The following is a 17,025-nucleotide window of genomic DNA, read 5'->3' as shown; positions in this document are numbered from 1 at the left end:
TATTTCCCGCTCCTATTCTATACCCGCTTCTGCTGGCTTCTGTATTCGACGGGCGTTACGCCCGAAAACGATTTGAACAGCTTAATAAAGTAGCTTTGGTTGTCATAGCCTAATGTACCGCATATTTTCCCGACCGGAGCATCCGTCTGGTCAAGCAGCTCTTTAGCCCGGTGCATCTTCATCCGCGTTACATACTCAATGAATGTTTCTCCCGTCTCTTTCTTGAACAATCGGCTAAAATAGCTTGGATTCATGAACAGCTGCTCGGCAACCTCCTCCAAGCTAATCTTGCGGTCAAGATGAAGAGACACGAACTGGCAAGCTTCCGCCACTTCCGTTCTGCGGCTCTGCCCGCCGGTTTGATCCGCTGCCGCAATCGCCGACACGCAATGTCCAATTAACCATTCCGTAAGTTCCGCATGGCTGTCAATCTCCAGCAGCTCGCTATGGTTAATGTCAATCCATTGTGCTGAACGATAATGCAGGATCGACTGCAGCTTCAGCTTGGCATCGAGGAGCAGCTTCAGTATCCAATCCTTCACCATTTCAGGTGGGTACCTTTCCTGCTCAGCCTTTGCCAGCCAATTCATGACAGTCGCTCTAACCCCGCCGCCGTCTCTTCCAAGCAGCAGCTCCCGCAGCTGTTCGCTGGCTTGATTGAAGCCGTCGAACATGTCGCCCTCTCCAGCGGAGCATGGAATGGATCTGGTTATCGATCCGAAAGAACGATAAAACCGTCCTATTGAATTCGCGCGTATAGCGGTAATCGAAGCTTTTATTTGTTCCGGCGTCGTACAGCTGTCGCCGATCATGAATGACATCGACAGCTTAAGCGATTGCTTGACCGCGCGTTGAATGCTGCTCATCATGCCCCTTACCTCATCATAGCCGTTCACCTTCAGGCCTGCGGGAAACGTTTGCAGCAATACCGATTCTTGCGGATTATAGTTAAAATGCACGGACAACATCCCGTCGGCTCGAATCGCTTCCTCCACCACATTATCAACGGCAAATCGAAGCACGTCATCAGACAGGTACCGATGCTTCGCCAAGCGGTAATCATCCACGATGCCGATGACCGGTATAATAATCTCACCCGATTGGAACGGAAGCCCGAAGGATAGCAGCTCCTTCCTCCATTTATCCGAATCGAGTAATGGCTGATGTATGATCGAACGAATAAATTTTTCCTTCATTAACGCTTTATTGCGATCAACCAAGTGCTCCATTTGCAGCTGCTTCGTTTGGAGCTCATTTTCCTCTTTCAAGCCGCCTATAAATTGTACCAGCAGTTTGTGTATAGCAGTAGGTTCAAGCGTATCCTTCAGCAAATAATCCTGAACCTGGAGCTTAACCGCCTGCTGCGCATATTGGAACTCGCTGTGGCAAGAAAGAATGGCAGCCCGAATATCCGGCTTCAGCTCCTTCATTCGTTTAATTAATTCCAAACCGTCCATCTTCGGCATGCCAATATCGGTTATCAGGATGTCGGGCATTTCCTTCATAGCGGCCTCCAAAGCGCTGGCTCCGTTCTCATGGAGGCCGATCACCCGGAGACCGAGCGCCTCCCAATCAATCGCATAATGGATCAGCTCAAGCACCGGATAATCGTCATCGACAAGCATCACTTTATACATCGTCTCTCGCCTCCTGATTCGGAATGCACATCGTAATTTCAGTACCGCCGGCAGCATCGCTGCTTATCTCCATCGAGAATCGATCCCCATACGTTATCGCCATTCGTTCGAAGACATTAGAAAGCCCAATGCTTGAAAACTTGCCCCCGGTATCTATGCTTTTGTCTTCCTTATCTGCTGAATGCATCAGCTTCCGTCTGAGTTTGTCCAGTGCCGAGGCATCCATCCCTTGACCGTCATCCCGGACGATAACTCTAATATCGTTCCCGGTTGCTTCGGAACAAATATGAATCATGCCCGCTCTTTGGCTTAATCCGTGAATAAGCGCATTTTCGATTATGGGCTGCAAGAAGAAACGGGGAACTGCGGTCATTAAAGTATCACGTGACAAATCGAGCTGCAGCTGAACCTTTTCTTTCTGCCTCATATTCATCAGCTTGACGTAATCGGCTATCGTATCCACCTCTTCATGAAGCGGAATCGTTCCCTTATCTTGGCTAATGGTCATTCGCAGCAGCTTGGACAATGAGCTGATCATCTCTGCACTGTCCATATCGCCTTTTCTCATCACCTTCATGCGAATCGAGTTTAGTACGTTAAACAAAAAATGCGGATTTATTTGCGCCTGCAGCATGGCAAGCTCCGCCTTTCGTTTGCGGGCCTGTGTTATCGTTATTTCAGCAATCATCGTCTTCACCCGGTCCAGCATATGATCGAAGGACTCACCCAAATATCCGATCTCGTCGCTGCCCCTTATGTTCGAGCGCACCTCTAGATTGCCGCGCTGCACCGTCTCCGCCACTCTGCCCAGCCTTACCAGCGGTCTCGTAAATGTCCCGATTAAATAAACGAACAACAGCAGGAATATAAAAAACGAGATAAGCTGGAACGTAAATACGCGATTAAAAATGGCATTCAGCTTGAATACCGCTTTCTTATACGGCGTTAAAGAAACAAGCTCCCAGCCCGTGAGCGACAGCTTATGTGCGGAAATAATATAATTCTCGTCCCCGAAGCGCATAATATTCGGATCAGCCTGCTGCTCCGCCAGACTTGCATAAGGAAATTCCTCGCCGATCCGCTCATGATTCGGATGGGACAAAATAAGGCCATTCCCATCAAGCAGCATCGTTTCTTGGTCCGAAGCAAGCTTCTTAAAGATGCTGCTTACCTGATTCTCCAATATCGTCACGATGACGTAACCGTAAGGAGTCACTCCGCCTCCGCGCAAGGTTCGCGCCATCGATATTTGATATGGGCTTCGGAGCTTGTCCTGAAAGAAAACAGTAGGCGTCGCACCGATCCACGAAGACTCCAGACCCTTCAGCAGATTTAGTTGCTCAAACCAAGGCTCCTCGCGAAATCGGTTAGGGTTATATTCGTCAAGCGGATAATTGGCGAAATACGTGCCGTCTTTTAACAAAATCGTCACATAAGCTTTATCGCCAAGCACCGTCATGTTATCAATTTTATTGGTGATTTTCGTTCGGTCCGTGTATCGCTCATATTCAGCGTTCGGGCCCTCGTACATTTTTCCCGCTGCAACCGCCTTCAATATGACGTTCATTTCCGAATCGTTTTGCACGTTGTTTGCAATATAGAGCATATAATGAAACAAATTGGTCACATAGCCGTCGACGAGCTCCAGCTTTTGCTCGGCTTGCGACACCGCTTCTTCCTTTACGGCATCCTTCGTAAGCATGTTGTATACGGCTAGCGTAATAAAGGCAGGCAGTAAGATGCATACGATCGAAGCCGCTATCAGCTTAAAACGGAACGATCGGGGCCATATTAAAGGCTTCGAGCGATTAAACATATATGCCCCTCCATCCGGATGCGTATTTAGCATTTGCACAAAAAGGAGCGCAGTTTGGAAGCTGCACCCCTTATTCGTTAGAAAACGAATAGCTCAATAAATTATACTCTATTATTTTTTGTTAGCGTCAATAATTTGTTGAACCTTCTCTTGCATGGCTGCGATCGTTTTGTCGATATCCTGTTGATCAAAAATCAGCTTTTCATATTCCTCGTTAATTACTTTATACATTTCCGATTGATAAGTAACCGGAGGGATGATCTTCGAAGACTTCGCGTTGGAGAGAACGTTCAATAGCGACGCCTTGTCTACCTTCTCCGGATTTTTTGTTGCGCCGAGAATGATGTCAATGATGGATGCCAATTGCGAATCGTCCACGCCATTCCATGCCGGGATATTTTTACCCTGCGCGATTTGTCCTTCCGTCGTATACCAGCGAACGAACGTGTAAGCCGCTTCTTTATTTTTGGAGCTTTCGGCAACTCCGACATAGTCGGTCGTCACCATCGTGTAGCCGCCCTCGTCGCCGGCATTATTTTTCGGAATCGGAGCTACCGCCACTTCGAAATTAAGCGGGAATTGCTCGGTGCCCCCAAGCTCCGTATTCATCCAGCTTCCGATCATGATCATGCTTGCCGCTTGATTGAAAAATTGGTTGCGGTAGTGCAGCTTCTGCGACATCATGTCCGTGTAAGGCGTTGCCGATTTGTCCTGCTTCTCCATTTGCAGACGAAGCTCCAACGTTTTGCGGAACAGCGGATTATCTAAATTAGACGTTCCGTCCGCTTTAAGAAATTCACTATTTTCAGCTTGGTTGGCGAGCGCGAGCTTCATAAACTCCATCCATCCGCCGTTTTGAGGTCCGTGGAAGTAAGTGCCGTAATGCTTCGAGGCGCCTTCGCCCGTTGTCAGCTTTTTCGCATAGGAAGTGAAATCATCCCATGTCCAATCCGTCGGCACGTCCAGGCCCGCTTCCGTTAAATGTGTTTTGTTTAATAATACATACCATGGATTAAATTTACCGGGCAAAGCGTAAATGCTTCCATTTAAAGTTGTATCGACTTTGTAGTCTTCCGCTATAGTATAACCGTCTTTGGCAATGAATTCATCCAGCTTGGCTACCATGCCCAGACCGACGCGCTGCGCATAGCTTGCCGGATCGCTGAACATGAGAACGTCCATCTGCTCACTGGAGGATGCGGCCAAATCAAGCTTTTGAAGCGCCTCCTGCGTGTCGCCCTTCTCGCTTAGCACGATCACCTCTGGAATAATGTTAGGATATTTCTCCTTAAAAGCTGCAATGGTTTTCTCCCAGTTATAGCTTGCTTCGTTACCGAACGTATGCACCTTGATCGTAACCGGCTTCTCTTCTTCCGGCGCATTTGCAGCGGTTTCCGTATTTCCGCTTTCCCCTTTGTTTGCCGTTTCTTCCTTATTTCCCGAATTGCCTGAGCAACCCGTCAAAACAATGATGACTGACAATGTAAGAATGAACCATAATTTCATCTGTTTGTACATCGTAACCCTCCTCAAATGTTTGTGAAGCAACCCGCATGGAAAGCGTTGGCTTATCTATGGTGTATCCGCTTTCTCGATATCATTGTAGCAACGGCGCCATTCGTATCCATACCACTATATTGACTACAATTAATACTATTTTGACTTCTCTTATGAGGATGCCAAACACGTTACCCTTTTACCCCTCCAAGAGCAATCCCTTCAATAACGCTCTTCTGGCCAACAATAAACACGAGCAGCAGAGGTAAAATAGCCGATACGGCGGCCGCCATAATAAGCGAGTAGAATTCGCCGTTTATGGTCGTAAATTTTTGCATCGCCAGCTGAATCGTATATAGTTTGTCCGTCCGCAGGAAGATAAGCGGATTCTGATAATCGTTCCATGTCCAAATAAAACGTAATATCGCATAGGTAGCGACGGCTGGACGAACGAGCGGAAACGCGATTTTCCAAAAAATGCGCCAATGCCCCGCCCCGTCTATTTTAGCAGATTCCATATATTCATTATGAACGCCCATAAAAAACTGGCGCAGCATGAACGTACCGAGAACGCTGAAGCTGCTTAGAAAAATAAGACCCAGATGGCTGTCAAAAAAACCGATCGAACGGTACAAAATAAACTGCGGCACGAGAATGGCCTGATGCGGAATCATGTACGTAGCCAGCACGATTAAAAATAAATATTTGCTGGCGGCAAAATTAATTTTCGAGAAACCATAAGCAGCAAGCGCCGACACGCACGCCGAAGTGGCTGTCGTCAATACGGTCACCTTAACCGTATTCCAATAATATTTATAGAAAGGGAACTTGCCTACCCACACTTCCTTATAATTCTCTATGATATGCCATTTCGTCGGAATCCACTGGATGGGATAAGTGAATACGTCCGATTCAATTTTGAAGGACGCCGACAGCATCCAGATGAACGGGAGCAGGAACATGACGCTAACCGCGAACATGAGAACCGTTATGACTCCCCGTCTAATACGCTCTATATTTTTCACAGTCATTTGAGTTGCTCCCCCTTAATAATTGACCCATTTCTTTTGTCCGACCCATTGCAGCAGCGTAATGAGCATGACGCATGCAAAAAGTACAACGGCCATCGAGGACGCGTAGCCGATTTTCAAATTGACGAAGGCGGTATCGTACAAATACCAGACGATCATGCTTGTCGATGAGATCGGTCCGCCCTTCGTTAAGATAGCAATCAAATCGAAAACCTTGAACGTCGAAATAATCCCGGTCACGAGTAGAAAAAAGGATGTCGATGAAAGCTGCGGAAATGTGATGCTTTTGAATTTATTCCAAGCATTTGCCCCGTCAATATCAGCCGCCTCGTACAAATCGCGCGGGATGGACTGAAGACCGGCAATATAGACGATCATATTAAATCCGATGGAGACCCACACGGATATCATCATGAGAGAAGGCAGCGCATACTTCGGATCGGCGATCCACTTCGGCGGATTGTCGATGCCAAGTGATAAGAGCAGTTGGTTAACCGGTCCCGCAGATGGGTGGAACAGCACCTGCCATACAATCGCGACCGCAACGATGCTAGAAATATAAGGCATGAAGTAAGCGACTTTAAAATAGCTTTTCATGTACACATGCTTGTCGATCATAATCGCCAAAAACATCGAGACCGCCAAATAAATCGGCACAGTCAGCAAGAAATAGGCATTGTTTCTGAGCGATTTCAAGAAAGCATCATCCTGAAACAATCGCTCGAAATTGTCGAGCCCTACCCACTTCAAATCTTTGAAGCCGGCAATAAAATTCCAATCTGCAAGCGACAACATAAACGTTGCCAATATAGGAATGAGTGTCAGCACCGTAACGCCAATCAGCATCGGCCCAACGAACAATATTCCGGCCATCGTCTCTTTCTTTTGCAAGGAACCGGTTTTTCGTTTCAGCTTCGTTTTAGGAGTCTCCGGCGCGGTTTGTATCTCCTGCATGTTCTTCACCTCGGTTTGGTTGTCATACCCCTATTATAAAAAATGCATGATCATTTCTTTAACGGTATTTTGATGACCTATGCCGCTATTTTGACTTTCTTATATTCAGAACAAAAAATACCGCACAGCGATTTCTCGCGTACGGTATCCGTTGCTTCCTCAAACCATTAAAATTGGTGTCACGAATTCAGGATTAATTCATACACTAACCTAGAAACCAAAGTAAAGGATGGGATAGTTATGCTCTTTTTTGGGGGGCTAATCCTCTTAACCATTGCTGTGAGCTTGGATAGTTTTGGTGTCGGGGTTACTTATGGTATGAGGCGGATTCGCGTTCCTTTCATATCGTTATTAATTATCATGTTATGTTCTGGAGTTATGGTTTTGACATCTATGACCATTGGGAGTTTGTTAAGTTCTTTCATATCTGCCGATTTTGCAGGAATAATTGGGAGCTTAATCTTAATTTCGATCGGGTTATTTAGTTTATATAATGTTATCCGATCAAAAAAGAATATTGAATCCATTGAAGAGAACCCAATAACAAAAAATGAACCAGAAGAAATAGAATGGAAGCTTGAAATAAAGAAATTAGGTCTGTTCATAACTGTGCTAAAAAAACCACTACAGGCAGATTTAGACCGCTCAGGTACAATTTCAGCGAAAGAAGCCGTATTACTAGGTTTTGCCCTTGCTTTAGATGCATTCGGCGCTGGACTCGGAGCTGCTATGCTCGGTTATTCACCATTTGTAACTGCTATGTTAGTCGCATTAATGAGCGGACTATTTGTTTTCTTTGGCATTAAATCAGGTTTTGTTTTATCAAAAAGAAAATGGATGCAACAATTGGCATTTTTACCGCCATGCCTATTAATAACTTTCGGGCTTTTCAAGATGTTATAAACATCCTCCTCCATTTTACTATACGGGAGAAGTTTTTTGCGGTCTTAGCAGCAATCCTGTCAATCCCCTATAAACTTTGACTTTTTCGTTTCATCAAAAGTTTAATTAAAACAAACATTAATAAAAGAACAATAAGAGTTGCAGTAAAAGGGAGAGCATAGCCATTGAAAATTTCTTCAGCTTGGTTCCAATGGGGACCTAATTTAACCCCCAGATAGACGTAGAATGCCGTAATTGGCAACATCGCAAAAAAAGTATAAACTGAAAACTTCCAAACGTTCATGTTAGACATCCCACAAGGTATTGAAATAGCCGTTCTCACCACAGGTAAAAAGCGAGCAAAAAAAGCTACGCCCATACCATATTTTTCGAAAAAATAGTCTGAGGCATTTATTTGTTTTTGAGAAACGAAAAAATATTTGCCGTATTTCAAAACTAAAGGCCGGCCACCGTAACGTCCTAAATAAAATAAAGTCAAGGGACCTAATGTGCCTCCAACAGCACCAACTAACACCACTAGATAATAATTAAAATCTCCTTGATAAACCCAGTACCCTGCTAATGGCAAGACAACTTCAGCCGGTATAAACTCGAAGCATAATGAAAGCATGATGCCGAAATAAGAAAATTGCTTTAGAAATTCAACTAAGGCCACGATAAGTTCCGTCAATACAAACACCTCCTGTTTCTTGTAATTCCCCTTTTTTTAAAACCGTTATAATTGGTGTCATGGATTCAGGCTTTATTTAATGAATCCCCATATTCCGCTTCATACCTTGCATCCGCCGCAAGCTGCTTCTTATAAACCGTTCCCGATAGAAACACGCTAATCTCATACAACAGAATGAGCGGTATGGCCACGAGAACGTCGGATATGATATCCGCCGGCGTAATCATGACTCCTATAAGCACCATGATGAAATAAGCGAGGCGGCGCATCTTGCGAAGCCGCTTCGGGTTTACCAAACGAATGGCCGTTAAAAACATAATGAGCAGCGGCAGCTCGAACAATAACGAAATCGGAATTAATAAATTGAACATAAACGCAAAATATTGTGCGATTCCATACGTTTCCTCAAGGTTCAATTGCTGCGATACCGTTCTTGTGAAGTTAAAAGCGAGCGGAAAAACGACAAAATACGAAAATGCCAATCCGGTTAAAAACATCATAAGAGCGAAAGGCACGTATTTCAGCGTGGAACGCTGCTCGTTCTCCCGGAGCGCGGGCTTCACGAACGCCCATAATTGGTAAGCGATAACGGGCACGGCCAAAATCAAAGCAATGACGAATGCGAATTTCATATACATGCCGATACCATCCCCAAGCGAAAACGTATGTAGGGAAATCGTCTTGGCCGGCTCCTGGCTCATTAGAAAGTTATAAGCTGGTTCCGCGAATACGAGTCCGACTACTAATCCCAAAGCGAGCGCGATCAGCACGTAGACGAGCCTCTTCCTCAGCTCTCCCAAATGCTCAAGCAATGGCATGAGCCCTTCCTCTCGAATCAGCCGTTTACGTGATATATGTTCTGTCTTGTTGCTTGCTTCCGTTCCCACTTACACTTCCCTCCTTCGCCTTTGGTCAAGAAAAAAGCGGGCCCGATTAGTCCGGCAGCCGCTTGTTGTCTTTCTCGCTATTTTCCGAGCGGCTTACTTCAACCCGGTTCGCTTCCTTATCTTTGCGATCGTCCTCATCCATCATTTCTCTAGCGCCGGATTTGAACTCGCGCAGCGTCCGTCCGAAAGCCCGGCCAAGCTCCGGCAGCTTATTCGGTCCGAACAAAAGCAAAGCGACCAGCACGAGCAATATAATTCCCGTTGCACCTATTCCAGACATGTGGTTAACCTCCTAAATTTGTTATGCATCCGTTTCAAAGAACTAACAGCCGTACAAACCGCCGTAGCCCATGCTAATTACATCGTCGCGTACAATGGTATCCCCCGCGAGAATCCGCGGCAGAAGGACGTCAAAGGACGTGTATGGATCATGCATGACGCAGCCCGGCAAGCCCATTATTGGCACACCATTCAAGTAACCGATTAGAAGCATCGAGCCAGGCAGCATCGGTGTTCCATAGCTTACAATATCCGCTCCCGACGCTTTGATAGCGCCCGGCGTACGATCGTCGGGATCAACCGACATTCCGCCAGTCACTAGTATCATATCATACCGTTGACCCAGCAAATAGTGTATTTCCTTGACAATTGTTTGTCGATCGTCGGGCGCGAATCGCTGTTCGATAACCTCGGAACCGAGCTCCTCGAGCTTTCTTCTGACGGCAGGTCCAAATTTATCCACAATTCTGCCGTTAAAAACCTCACTGCCAGTGGTCAATAATCCGGCTCTTAGCTTTTGAAAAGGACGTACCCGAATCGGCGCCGCGCCGTCATTTGCCAGTCGGTATTCCGCTGAGAGAAGCTCTACCGCCTCGACCTTCTTCTTGGGTACAACAAGCGGTATCGCTCTAGTGGCGGCAAGCTGCCCGCCCGGCTTCACAACCGTATTCGTCTTAATCGTAGCCAGTGCGATTTCTCCCAGTTCATTAACGGCATCAACAATTCCTTTGTCCACCGTTGCCAAGCCAAGAATGGCTGACTTTAGACTGACCTTGCCTTCATGCGGCTCAGACAATTGCAAATGATCGCCGAATAATGCCTCCGCCATCCGAATAGCTGCATCGTCTTCATGCAGGTCATCCTCACCAAGCTCCATGATGTATATATGTTCCTTGCCGATATCGAGCAAACTAGGTATATCCGCTTCGGTAACCAAATGCCCTCTTTTGAACAAGCGGCCTTTAAACTCGCCCGGCACAATACGTGTCAAATCATGCGCCAAGCGCATCCCAACCGCGTCGTACACCGGCACTTCCTTTAGAACGGTCTTGCTTTGCTGAACCGCCGCTTCGCCAGATTGCTGCTCCAGCCCGCTCATACGCTATGTTCCCCCAGCTGCCCGGATAAAATGCCCAGCGCATGCGGAAGCTGATCCATAATCGCCATCAAGCTCTCATGAACGCCCTTCGGACTTCCCGGCAGGTTAACGATAAGAGAGCTGCCTCTAATTCCGCATACCCCGCGGGAGAGCATCGCTCTTCTCGTCTTCTGAAGCGCACCCATTCGCATCGCTTCCGATAAACCGGGGACGGCTCGGTCAATGACCTTAAGCGTTGCCTCGGGCGTAATGTCACGCGGAGCAAGACCCGTTCCGCCAGTCGTGAGCACAAGATCGGCATGGAAATATTCTGTCATCTCAATGATAGCCGCCATGATCTCATCCTGCTCGTCCGGAACGATCCGGTAATCGACGATTTCGCCGCCCAGCTCTTCTTCTATTAACTCTCGGATAACCTGTGCGCTCGTATCCTCTCGTTCCCCGCGCGAGCCTTTGTCGCTAGCTGTTAAAATTGCTACCTTCCACCGCATAAACGATTCCTCCCATCCCTATTCCGATCATGGGTTTGACGAAATTCGATAATCTCCGCTTTTGCCGCCGGTTTTGGAAACGAGCTGCGTCGGCCCGATCACCATATCCTTTTGCAAAGCCTTGCACATATCATAAACCGTGAGAGCGGCAGCAGACACCGCGGTCAACGCCTCCATCTCGACACCGGTTTTGCCCGTCGTCTTTACGGTTCCTTCTATGTAAAGCTCATCCGCGCCATTATCGCTAAACACGATATTAATACCGGTAAGCGGAAGCGGATGGCACATTGGAATCCAATCTGCTGTTTTTTTGGCGGCCATTACTGCAGCAACCTGGGCTACGGCCAGCACATCGCCCTTTCCCACCTTGCCTGCCTTTATTTGCCCCAATGTTTCCTGGTTCATCTTAACCGTCGTTTGAGCGACCGCTGTCCGTGAAGTGACTTCCTTATCAGAGATGTCCACCATACGCGCTCTGCCCTGTTCATTAAAATGCGTCAGCTCCACCGCTATCACTCCTCCATGCGTAAAAGGCTGCTATGCCCTCTATCGGCAATTGCTCATTTTGCGTATTAAGCCATATAAATATCCTGCTCTGTTATTAGGCCGTGCATCTGCACATCATGAGCTTCCCGCGGCACACGCTCTACGAGCTGCGCCTCGTAGGCCGCCCCCAGCCATAGCGTCCGCGTTGCCGCCTCTCCCAATTGAAGCTGCTCCGCCGCAAATCGGTCATAATAGCCGCCGCCGTAACCCAGCCGGCCGCCCTTACGATCAAATGCCAAACCGGGAACAAATACGACATCCGGTGCGAAGCCGTTGTAGATCGGCAGCGTTACAGCCGGATTCGGCTCCATAATACCATATGCACCCGGCATAAGCTCCTCCCAGCTTCGCAAATAATGAAGTGTCATGGAGTGGTCAGCAGCGTCACATCTAGGCACAATAACATCGCGGCCGGTTTGCCAGCCCCATTCAATAAGCTCCGCTAAATTGAGCTCGCTCCGAAACGAAACATAAGCCATAAACGCTGACGCCGAACGCTTCTCCAACAAAACCTTCGCTTTCGCGCAGGCGGCCTCAGACCAGGTTTGGCGATGCCGTTCCGGCAAGCTATTTCGTCTTTGTATCATCTGAGTGCGTATGTATGTTTTTTCCTCAAATGAATTCCGTTCAATCAAAAGCACTCACCTATTCTGCTCCCATACTTTTCTTTCATTAAATGTAGTTTACCACTGTTATACAACTTTCGCCAATGCCGGCGCTCGTTTATGGTACACTAATATGGAATGAACGCAACAGTTCTTTACAATTATTTGGTGGAGGTTTCAAAATGCTGCTGCAGGTTTCCAATATTACGAAGAGCTACGGCGTAAATGCCGTATTATCCCATATTTCGTTGCAAGTACAAGAACGGGAAAGAGTCGGTCTTGTTGGCGTGAACGGAGCCGGAAAATCGACGCTTCTCAAAATTATCGCGGGCGAAATGTCCGCGGATTCAGGCGCGATTCACAAAGCCAAGGAAACGAAAATCGGTTATTTAGCGCAAAACAGCGGATTGCAATCCGAGCGGACGATCGAAGCCGAGATGCGCGCCGTTTTTTCCCATTTAGTCGAAGCGGAGCAAGAGCTCCGCGAACTGGAAATAAAAATTGCCGATCCCGCCCTCCATGAGGATGAGAAGCGTTACGCAGATACGCTGGATAAATATGCCAAACGTTCCGATTGGTTCCGCGAACAGGGCGGCTTCGAAATCAATACACGTATTAATAGCGTTCTTCACGGAATGGGCTTCGGCGACTTCGCACCGGATACAGTCATCTCAACCTTAAGCGGGGGTCAGAAGACCCGGCTGGCTCTAGCTCGCATTTTACTACAGGCTCCTGATCTGTTAATGCTTGACGAGCCTACCAACTACTTGGACATTGAAACGCTTACATGGCTCGAATCGTATTTGCGCGGTTATTCAGGCGCAATTCTTGTCGTGTCCCACGACCGCTACTTTTTAGACGCGCTGGCCCAGACCATTATTGAAATCGAGCGTCATACTTCTAAGCGCTACACCGGAAACTATAGCCGGTACATGGAGCTGAAAGCGGCGGAGTATGAAATTAATATGAAGCAATTCGAAAAGCAGCAGGACGAAATTTCCCGCATGGAGCAATTCGTTCAGCGAAATATCGTGCGCGCGTCCACGACCAAGCGCGCTCAAAGCAGACGCAAAGCGCTTGAAAAGATGGAACGATTGGACAAGCCGCTCGGCGATTTGAAAAAAGCTCATTTCACCTTCGAAATCGAACGTCCCACAGGCAAAGACGTATTAGCCGTTCAGGATGTTTCCGTCACCTTCGCCGGCCGCGACAAACCGCTGTTCAAAAATGTCACGTTTCAGCTTACCCGCGGTGAAACCGTAGCCCTTATTGGTCCGAACGGGATCGGAAAATCAACCCTGCTTAAGGTTATCGTTGGTCAAAATGAACCGACATCCGGTTCCATTCGTTTCGGAACCCATGTCAAAATCGGATATTACGATCAAGAGCATACAAGACTTACCGGACAAAATACCGTTTTGGAAGAAGTATGGGGCAGTTACTCTCATATGGAGGAAGCACGTATTCGTACCGTGTTGGGCAACTTCTTGTTCAGCGGAGAAGATGTATTGAAAAGGATCTCATCACTCAGCGGCGGCGAGAAAGCGCGCGTATCGCTAGCTAAGCTGATGCTTGCCCAAGCAAATGTCCTCATCCTGGATGAGCCGACGAACCATCTCGACCTATTCAGCAAAGAGGTGCTGGAAGCCGCCCTTCTTGATTACGAAGGCACGCTGTTCTTCATCTCCCATGACAGATATTTCCTGAATAAGATGGCAGAACGAATTGTCGAACTAAAACCGTCGGGAACCGATCATTTCCTGGGAAATTATGACGAAATGATAGAGAAAAAACATGAAATCGAGGAGGAACGATTGGAAGCGTTGTCAAAACAGGCTGCTGGCAGCTCGAAAACTACAGCCAGTTCCGACAACGCACCGACAAACTCCTATGAAGCCGACAAGCAAGCAAAGCGCGAGGAGCGCGCTCGACAGCGTAGAATCGAGCAATTAGAGCAAGAAATAGCAGCATTAGAGCAGCAAATTTCCGGGCTGGAGGAACAGCTCGCGGATCCCGCCATTTTCAATGACTATGTTCGCATCCAAGAAATTCAAGCCGCTATTGAAGGCTGCAAAGCTTCGCTAGCCGCCTCTTATGAGGAATGGGAGCAGTTGATGTAAACTATCATTTAATATTTCGGAGAGAGGAATATGATCATGTCGCTTAACGCCGAGCTGCAAATTCCGGATCACATTCTTAAATGGGTAATCGAGGCTGTGGATCCTCAAGCCATCGTGCTTTCGACTAATCGACTTCATGGAGGCATCTCGTCCATCGTTCACAGCATAAAGCTGCAAGTTTATCATAGCGAAATAACGGTTGTTTTACGTCAATTCGACAACACCGAATGGCTGGTGGAAGAGCCCGACTTGACGCTGCATGAATCGGAAAGTCTCCGTTGGGCAGCAAAAGCCGACATAGCAACTCCGCAAATCATTGCCTATGATGCAACTGGAAGTCAATGCGGAATCCCCGCGGTGCTATTGATATATTATTTGGACCGCCGACCGTATACCCGGGGTGGACAGCATTTGGAATAAGCGGACTAACCGATGAACTAATGAAAGAAAGGTTAGACTTGTATATGATGAGCTTGATTAATACGACGGAACAGAAAAAACGACGGGCTAAGGACTAATCCTTAACCCGTCGTTATCCCTCAGCTAGTACTGCTCCAATCTAATTAGCCCTAACCGTTGTGCTTCTCTTATCGCTTCCGAGCGTGAGCGGACATTCAATTTATCAAAAATACGAGATAACTGGTATTCCACATTGCGCTGGCTGACATGTAGCATGACCGCCAACTCTTTATTGCTAATCCCCGTAGAAACCTCGTGCAAAATGGTTTGCTCTTTCTCCGTGATCGATACATCCTCAACGGATACTTCCGATCTTCCGATCGTAACCTCATGCCTTCTAAGCTGTTTTAACAGCGAAATCGGAATGACGGCGTCGCCGCGCATAGCGCATCGAATCGCATTATGAAGTTGCTCTCTGGAAACGGTCTTAGAAATAAAACCGGATACGCCTGACTCAATTAGCAGGTTAAAATGGGACCCGATCTCATAGCCTGAATAAATAATGACTTTGCGCTCTGGATCCTGTTGAATTAATCGCTTTGTCAATTCTAATCCGCTGATGCCGGGCATATTCAAGTCACATAATATTAAATCAAATGGCTGCATCTGGACAATATCCAATGCTTCAATCGCTGAAAGAACGACAGATACCGTCATTTCACTATCTTGCTCAATCATCGTTTTTGTTCCTTCTCCAACAGAAGGATGATCATCAACTAATAAGATACGAATCACGCGAAATTCCCCTCTCCGGTCGACCGGTTGTCATCATTTCCGGCAACAAAATAACAACCTCAAGGCCGTTATCGCGCTGAGAATTAAATGATATATCTCCTTCAAGACCCGTTACCCGCTCTTTTATACCTGACAAGCCCATATGCTCAAACGATGCTATCATTTGATTCACATCCATACCTATTCCATCATCCTTATAGCGGAAATATATCGTTCCTTTGCGAAGCTCAAGCTCAAGAGTTATTAATTTTGCTTGCGAATGCTTATCTGCATTGCGAAGCAATTCTTGAACGATTCGATAAATAGCCGTTATTTGCTCCTCATTTAGCGGGCGGGAAAACGGCTTCGCACGAAAATCGACAGCAAAATTCACGCGCATTTGCGTATGCTCAATAATCGACTCAACTGCCTCCACCACTCCCATCTCTTTCAATAGCGGCGGACGAAGCTCATTGCAAGTTTCTCGTATTTGATGTATAACGTCTAACAATCCCTCTTTAATATCCTCCAGCTCGCGTCCGAGCTTATCGGATAGTGGATGATCCATCATAATAGCTTCCAGCTTACGATACCAGAGCAACTGATCCTGAAGGGCTGAGTCATGCAAATCTGCAGCCAGCTTCCTCCGCTCGTTTTCTGACAAGCAGAACAACAAACGAAGCACCCAAGGCGAGGTAGAATGCTCCTTGCGAACCTCGGATTCCAAATCTTCAATCAACCCTTCGATTAAATATAAGTTTTCAAATACAATACTTGCATAGTTGGACATCGTCTTTAACCAGCGAAGCTCATCTGAATTAAAACGGGTATGATTCGTTTTCAAGCCAATCCACAAAATATGATACCTTGATCGCTGTCTGCCTATTACAAGTCCAAGACCGTAAGGCAATTCTATTAATTCCCCTACCTGCAGGGAGTTCACAGTGCCTAATAAAAACTCGGCCGTTATAAGCTCTTCCGGATGTTCTCCCATTGGATATACGGTGTTTTCCGATTGCTCAATGAGTAAGAACGTAATCCGGTTTACCGGAAGCAGCTCGGTAATTTCTTGCTTTAGAACGGCTTCCAAGTCCGTTTGCTTCATGACCCTTGCTATTTTGCGAGAAAATCGATCAAGACTATCCTGATAGCTGTACATGGCTTTGAAGAGCTTTGGCCGAAAACGTTGGTCAATTTGTTCCTTCGCATATAAAAACAACGTGGTTCTTCCCAGTTTAGCATGACTATTTGCTGTCAATCATTGTAGTAGAACCCTGAAGGGAGATACCATTGATGACGGAAAATGAGATATTTAAT

General features: G+C 46.9%; 17 protein-coding genes. 3 read left to right on the top strand and 14 right to left on the bottom strand.

Features of this window, described 5'->3' with window-relative positions:
* Positions 1 to 17: 17 nt before the first annotated feature.
* The 5 genes from L1N85_RS16985 to L1N85_RS16965 all read right to left on the bottom strand — a co-directional run bounded on the left by L1N85_RS16985 (position 18) and on the right by L1N85_RS16965 (position 6,935).
* On the bottom strand, positions 18 to 1,637 hold the full coding sequence (locus L1N85_RS16985) for a helix-turn-helix domain-containing protein (RefSeq protein WP_235240260.1): 1,620 nt from the start codon (positions 1,635 to 1,637) through the stop codon (positions 18 to 20).
* A complete protein-coding gene (locus L1N85_RS16980) occupies positions 1,630 to 3,453 on the bottom strand; it encodes a cache domain-containing sensor histidine kinase (protein ID WP_235240259.1) in 1,824 nt (607 codons plus the stop codon). The genes L1N85_RS16985 and L1N85_RS16980 overlap by 8 nt, the downstream gene beginning before the upstream one ends.
* Positions 3,454 to 3,564: 111 nt before the next feature.
* Positions 3,565 to 4,971 (bottom strand): ABC transporter substrate-binding protein, encoded by a 1,407-nt coding sequence (locus L1N85_RS16975; RefSeq protein WP_235240258.1) that lies wholly within the window; start codon positions 4,969 to 4,971, stop codon positions 3,565 to 3,567.
* 170 nt (positions 4,972 to 5,141) lie between these two features.
* Positions 5,142 to 5,981 (bottom strand): carbohydrate ABC transporter permease, encoded by an 840-nt coding sequence (locus tag L1N85_RS16970; protein ID WP_235240257.1) that lies wholly within the window; start codon positions 5,979 to 5,981, stop codon positions 5,142 to 5,144.
* 15 nt (positions 5,982 to 5,996) lie between these two features.
* Entirely contained in the window at positions 5,997 to 6,935 is a 939-nt protein-coding gene (locus L1N85_RS16965; protein WP_235240256.1) for a carbohydrate ABC transporter permease, read from the bottom strand.
* A 240-nt stretch (positions 6,936 to 7,175) separates the two neighbouring features.
* On the opposite strand from L1N85_RS16965, the gene ytaF reads away from it, so the two are divergent.
* Positions 7,176 to 7,838: a sporulation membrane protein YtaF gene (gene ytaF, locus L1N85_RS16960; protein ID WP_235240255.1), complete on the top strand. Its 663-nt coding sequence runs from the start codon at positions 7,176 to 7,178 to the stop codon at positions 7,836 to 7,838.
* Between the two features lie 67 nt (positions 7,839 to 7,905).
* On the opposite strand, the gene L1N85_RS16955 is transcribed toward ytaF, so the two are convergent.
* The 7 genes from L1N85_RS16955 to L1N85_RS16925 form a co-directional block, all read right to left on the bottom strand.
* Complete coding sequence (locus L1N85_RS16955; RefSeq protein WP_235240254.1) at positions 7,906 to 8,508, bottom strand: DedA family protein; 603 nt, start codon at positions 8,506 to 8,508, stop codon at positions 7,906 to 7,908.
* 65 nt (positions 8,509 to 8,573) lie between these two features.
* A complete protein-coding gene (gene tatC, locus L1N85_RS16950; RefSeq protein WP_235240303.1) occupies positions 8,574 to 9,326 on the bottom strand; it encodes a twin-arginine translocase subunit TatC in 753 nt (250 codons plus the stop codon).
* Between the two features lie 115 nt (positions 9,327 to 9,441).
* Positions 9,442 to 9,675, bottom strand: a complete 234-nt coding sequence (locus L1N85_RS16945) for a twin-arginine translocase TatA/TatE family subunit (protein ID WP_235240253.1) — start codon at positions 9,673 to 9,675, stop codon at positions 9,442 to 9,444.
* Positions 9,676 to 9,717: 42 nt separating this feature from the next.
* Positions 9,718 to 10,773 carry a molybdopterin-binding protein gene (locus tag L1N85_RS16940; RefSeq protein WP_235240252.1) on the bottom strand — a complete coding sequence of 352 codons (1,056 nt, stop codon included), beginning with the start codon at positions 10,771 to 10,773 and terminating at the stop codon, positions 9,718 to 9,720.
* Positions 10,770 to 11,264, bottom strand: coding sequence for a MogA/MoaB family molybdenum cofactor biosynthesis protein (locus L1N85_RS16935; RefSeq protein WP_235240251.1), 495 nt, complete (start codon positions 11,262 to 11,264; stop codon positions 10,770 to 10,772). The genes L1N85_RS16940 and L1N85_RS16935 overlap by 4 nt, the downstream gene beginning before the upstream one ends.
* A 27-nt stretch (positions 11,265 to 11,291) precedes the next feature.
* Positions 11,292 to 11,771, bottom strand: coding sequence for a cyclic pyranopterin monophosphate synthase MoaC (gene moaC / locus L1N85_RS16930; protein ID WP_328285235.1), 480 nt, complete (start codon positions 11,769 to 11,771; stop codon positions 11,292 to 11,294).
* 65 nt (positions 11,772 to 11,836) lie between these two features.
* A complete protein-coding gene (locus L1N85_RS16925) occupies positions 11,837 to 12,451 on the bottom strand; it encodes a 5-formyltetrahydrofolate cyclo-ligase (protein ID WP_328285234.1) in 615 nt (204 codons plus the stop codon).
* A gap of 146 nt (positions 12,452 to 12,597) precedes the next feature.
* Here L1N85_RS16925 and L1N85_RS16920 point away from each other — a divergent pair, with 146 nt between their 5' ends.
* Both L1N85_RS16920 and L1N85_RS16915 read left to right on the top strand, forming a co-directional pair.
* Entirely contained in the window at positions 12,598 to 14,535 is a 1,938-nt protein-coding gene (locus L1N85_RS16920) for an ABC-F family ATP-binding cassette domain-containing protein (RefSeq protein ID WP_235240249.1), read from the top strand.
* A 36-nt stretch (positions 14,536 to 14,571) separates the two neighbouring features.
* Positions 14,572 to 14,955 (top strand): hypothetical protein, encoded by a 384-nt coding sequence (locus L1N85_RS16915; protein ID WP_235240248.1) that lies wholly within the window; start codon positions 14,572 to 14,574, stop codon positions 14,953 to 14,955.
* Between the two features lie 123 nt (positions 14,956 to 15,078).
* On the opposite strand, the gene L1N85_RS16910 is transcribed toward L1N85_RS16915, so the two are convergent.
* Together L1N85_RS16910 and L1N85_RS16905 are read right to left on the bottom strand one after the other, a co-directional pair.
* A complete protein-coding gene (locus L1N85_RS16910) occupies positions 15,079 to 15,729 on the bottom strand; it encodes a response regulator (RefSeq protein ID WP_235240247.1) in 651 nt (216 codons plus the stop codon).
* Positions 15,707 to 16,927, bottom strand: a complete 1,221-nt coding sequence (locus L1N85_RS16905; protein ID WP_235240246.1) for a sensor histidine kinase — start codon at positions 16,925 to 16,927, stop codon at positions 15,707 to 15,709. Before L1N85_RS16905 ends, L1N85_RS16910 begins: the two co-directional genes overlap by 23 nt.
* Positions 16,928 to 17,025: the final 98 nt, after the last annotated feature.

It is taken from the genome of Paenibacillus alkaliterrae (assembly GCF_021532375.1).
GTDB lineage: Bacteria > Bacillota > Bacilli > Paenibacillales > Paenibacillaceae > Pristimantibacillus > Pristimantibacillus alkaliterrae.
This window is presented reverse-complemented; position numbering and strand designations above follow the sequence as displayed.

Bases quoted from the DNA above. Each gene is read 5' to 3' on its own strand.
- L1N85_RS16985 (WP_235240260.1), bottom strand. From the start codon at position 1,637: ATGTATAAAGTGATGCTTGTCGATGACGATTATCCGGTGCTTGAGCTG.
- L1N85_RS16980 (WP_235240259.1), bottom strand. From the start codon at position 3,453: ATGTTTAATCGCTCGAAGCCTTTAATATGGCCCCGATCGTTCCGTTTT.
- L1N85_RS16975 (WP_235240258.1), bottom strand. From the start codon at position 4,971: ATGTACAAACAGATGAAATTATGGTTCATTCTTACATTGTCAGTCATC.
- L1N85_RS16970 (WP_235240257.1), bottom strand. From the start codon at position 5,981: ATGACTGTGAAAAATATAGAGCGTATTAGACGGGGAGTCATAACGGTT.
- L1N85_RS16965 (WP_235240256.1), bottom strand. From the start codon at position 6,935: ATGCAGGAGATACAAACCGCGCCGGAGACTCCTAAAACGAAGCTGAAA.
- ytaF (WP_235240255.1), top strand. From the start codon at position 7,176: ATGCTCTTTTTTGGGGGGCTAATCCTCTTAACCATTGCTGTGAGCTTG.
- tatC (WP_235240303.1), bottom strand. From the start codon at position 9,326: ATGCCATTGCTTGAGCATTTGGGAGAGCTGAGGAAGAGGCTCGTCTAC.
- L1N85_RS16945 (WP_235240253.1), bottom strand. From the start codon at position 9,675: ATGTCTGGAATAGGTGCAACGGGAATTATATTGCTCGTGCTGGTCGCT.
- L1N85_RS16940 (WP_235240252.1), bottom strand. From the start codon at position 10,773: ATGAGCGGGCTGGAGCAGCAATCTGGCGAAGCGGCGGTTCAGCAAAGC.
- L1N85_RS16935 (WP_235240251.1), bottom strand. From the start codon at position 11,264: ATGCGGTGGAAGGTAGCAATTTTAACAGCTAGCGACAAAGGCTCGCGC.
- L1N85_RS16920 (WP_235240249.1), top strand. From the start codon at position 12,598: ATGCTGCTGCAGGTTTCCAATATTACGAAGAGCTACGGCGTAAATGCC.
- L1N85_RS16915 (WP_235240248.1), top strand. From the start codon at position 14,572: ATGTCGCTTAACGCCGAGCTGCAAATTCCGGATCACATTCTTAAATGG.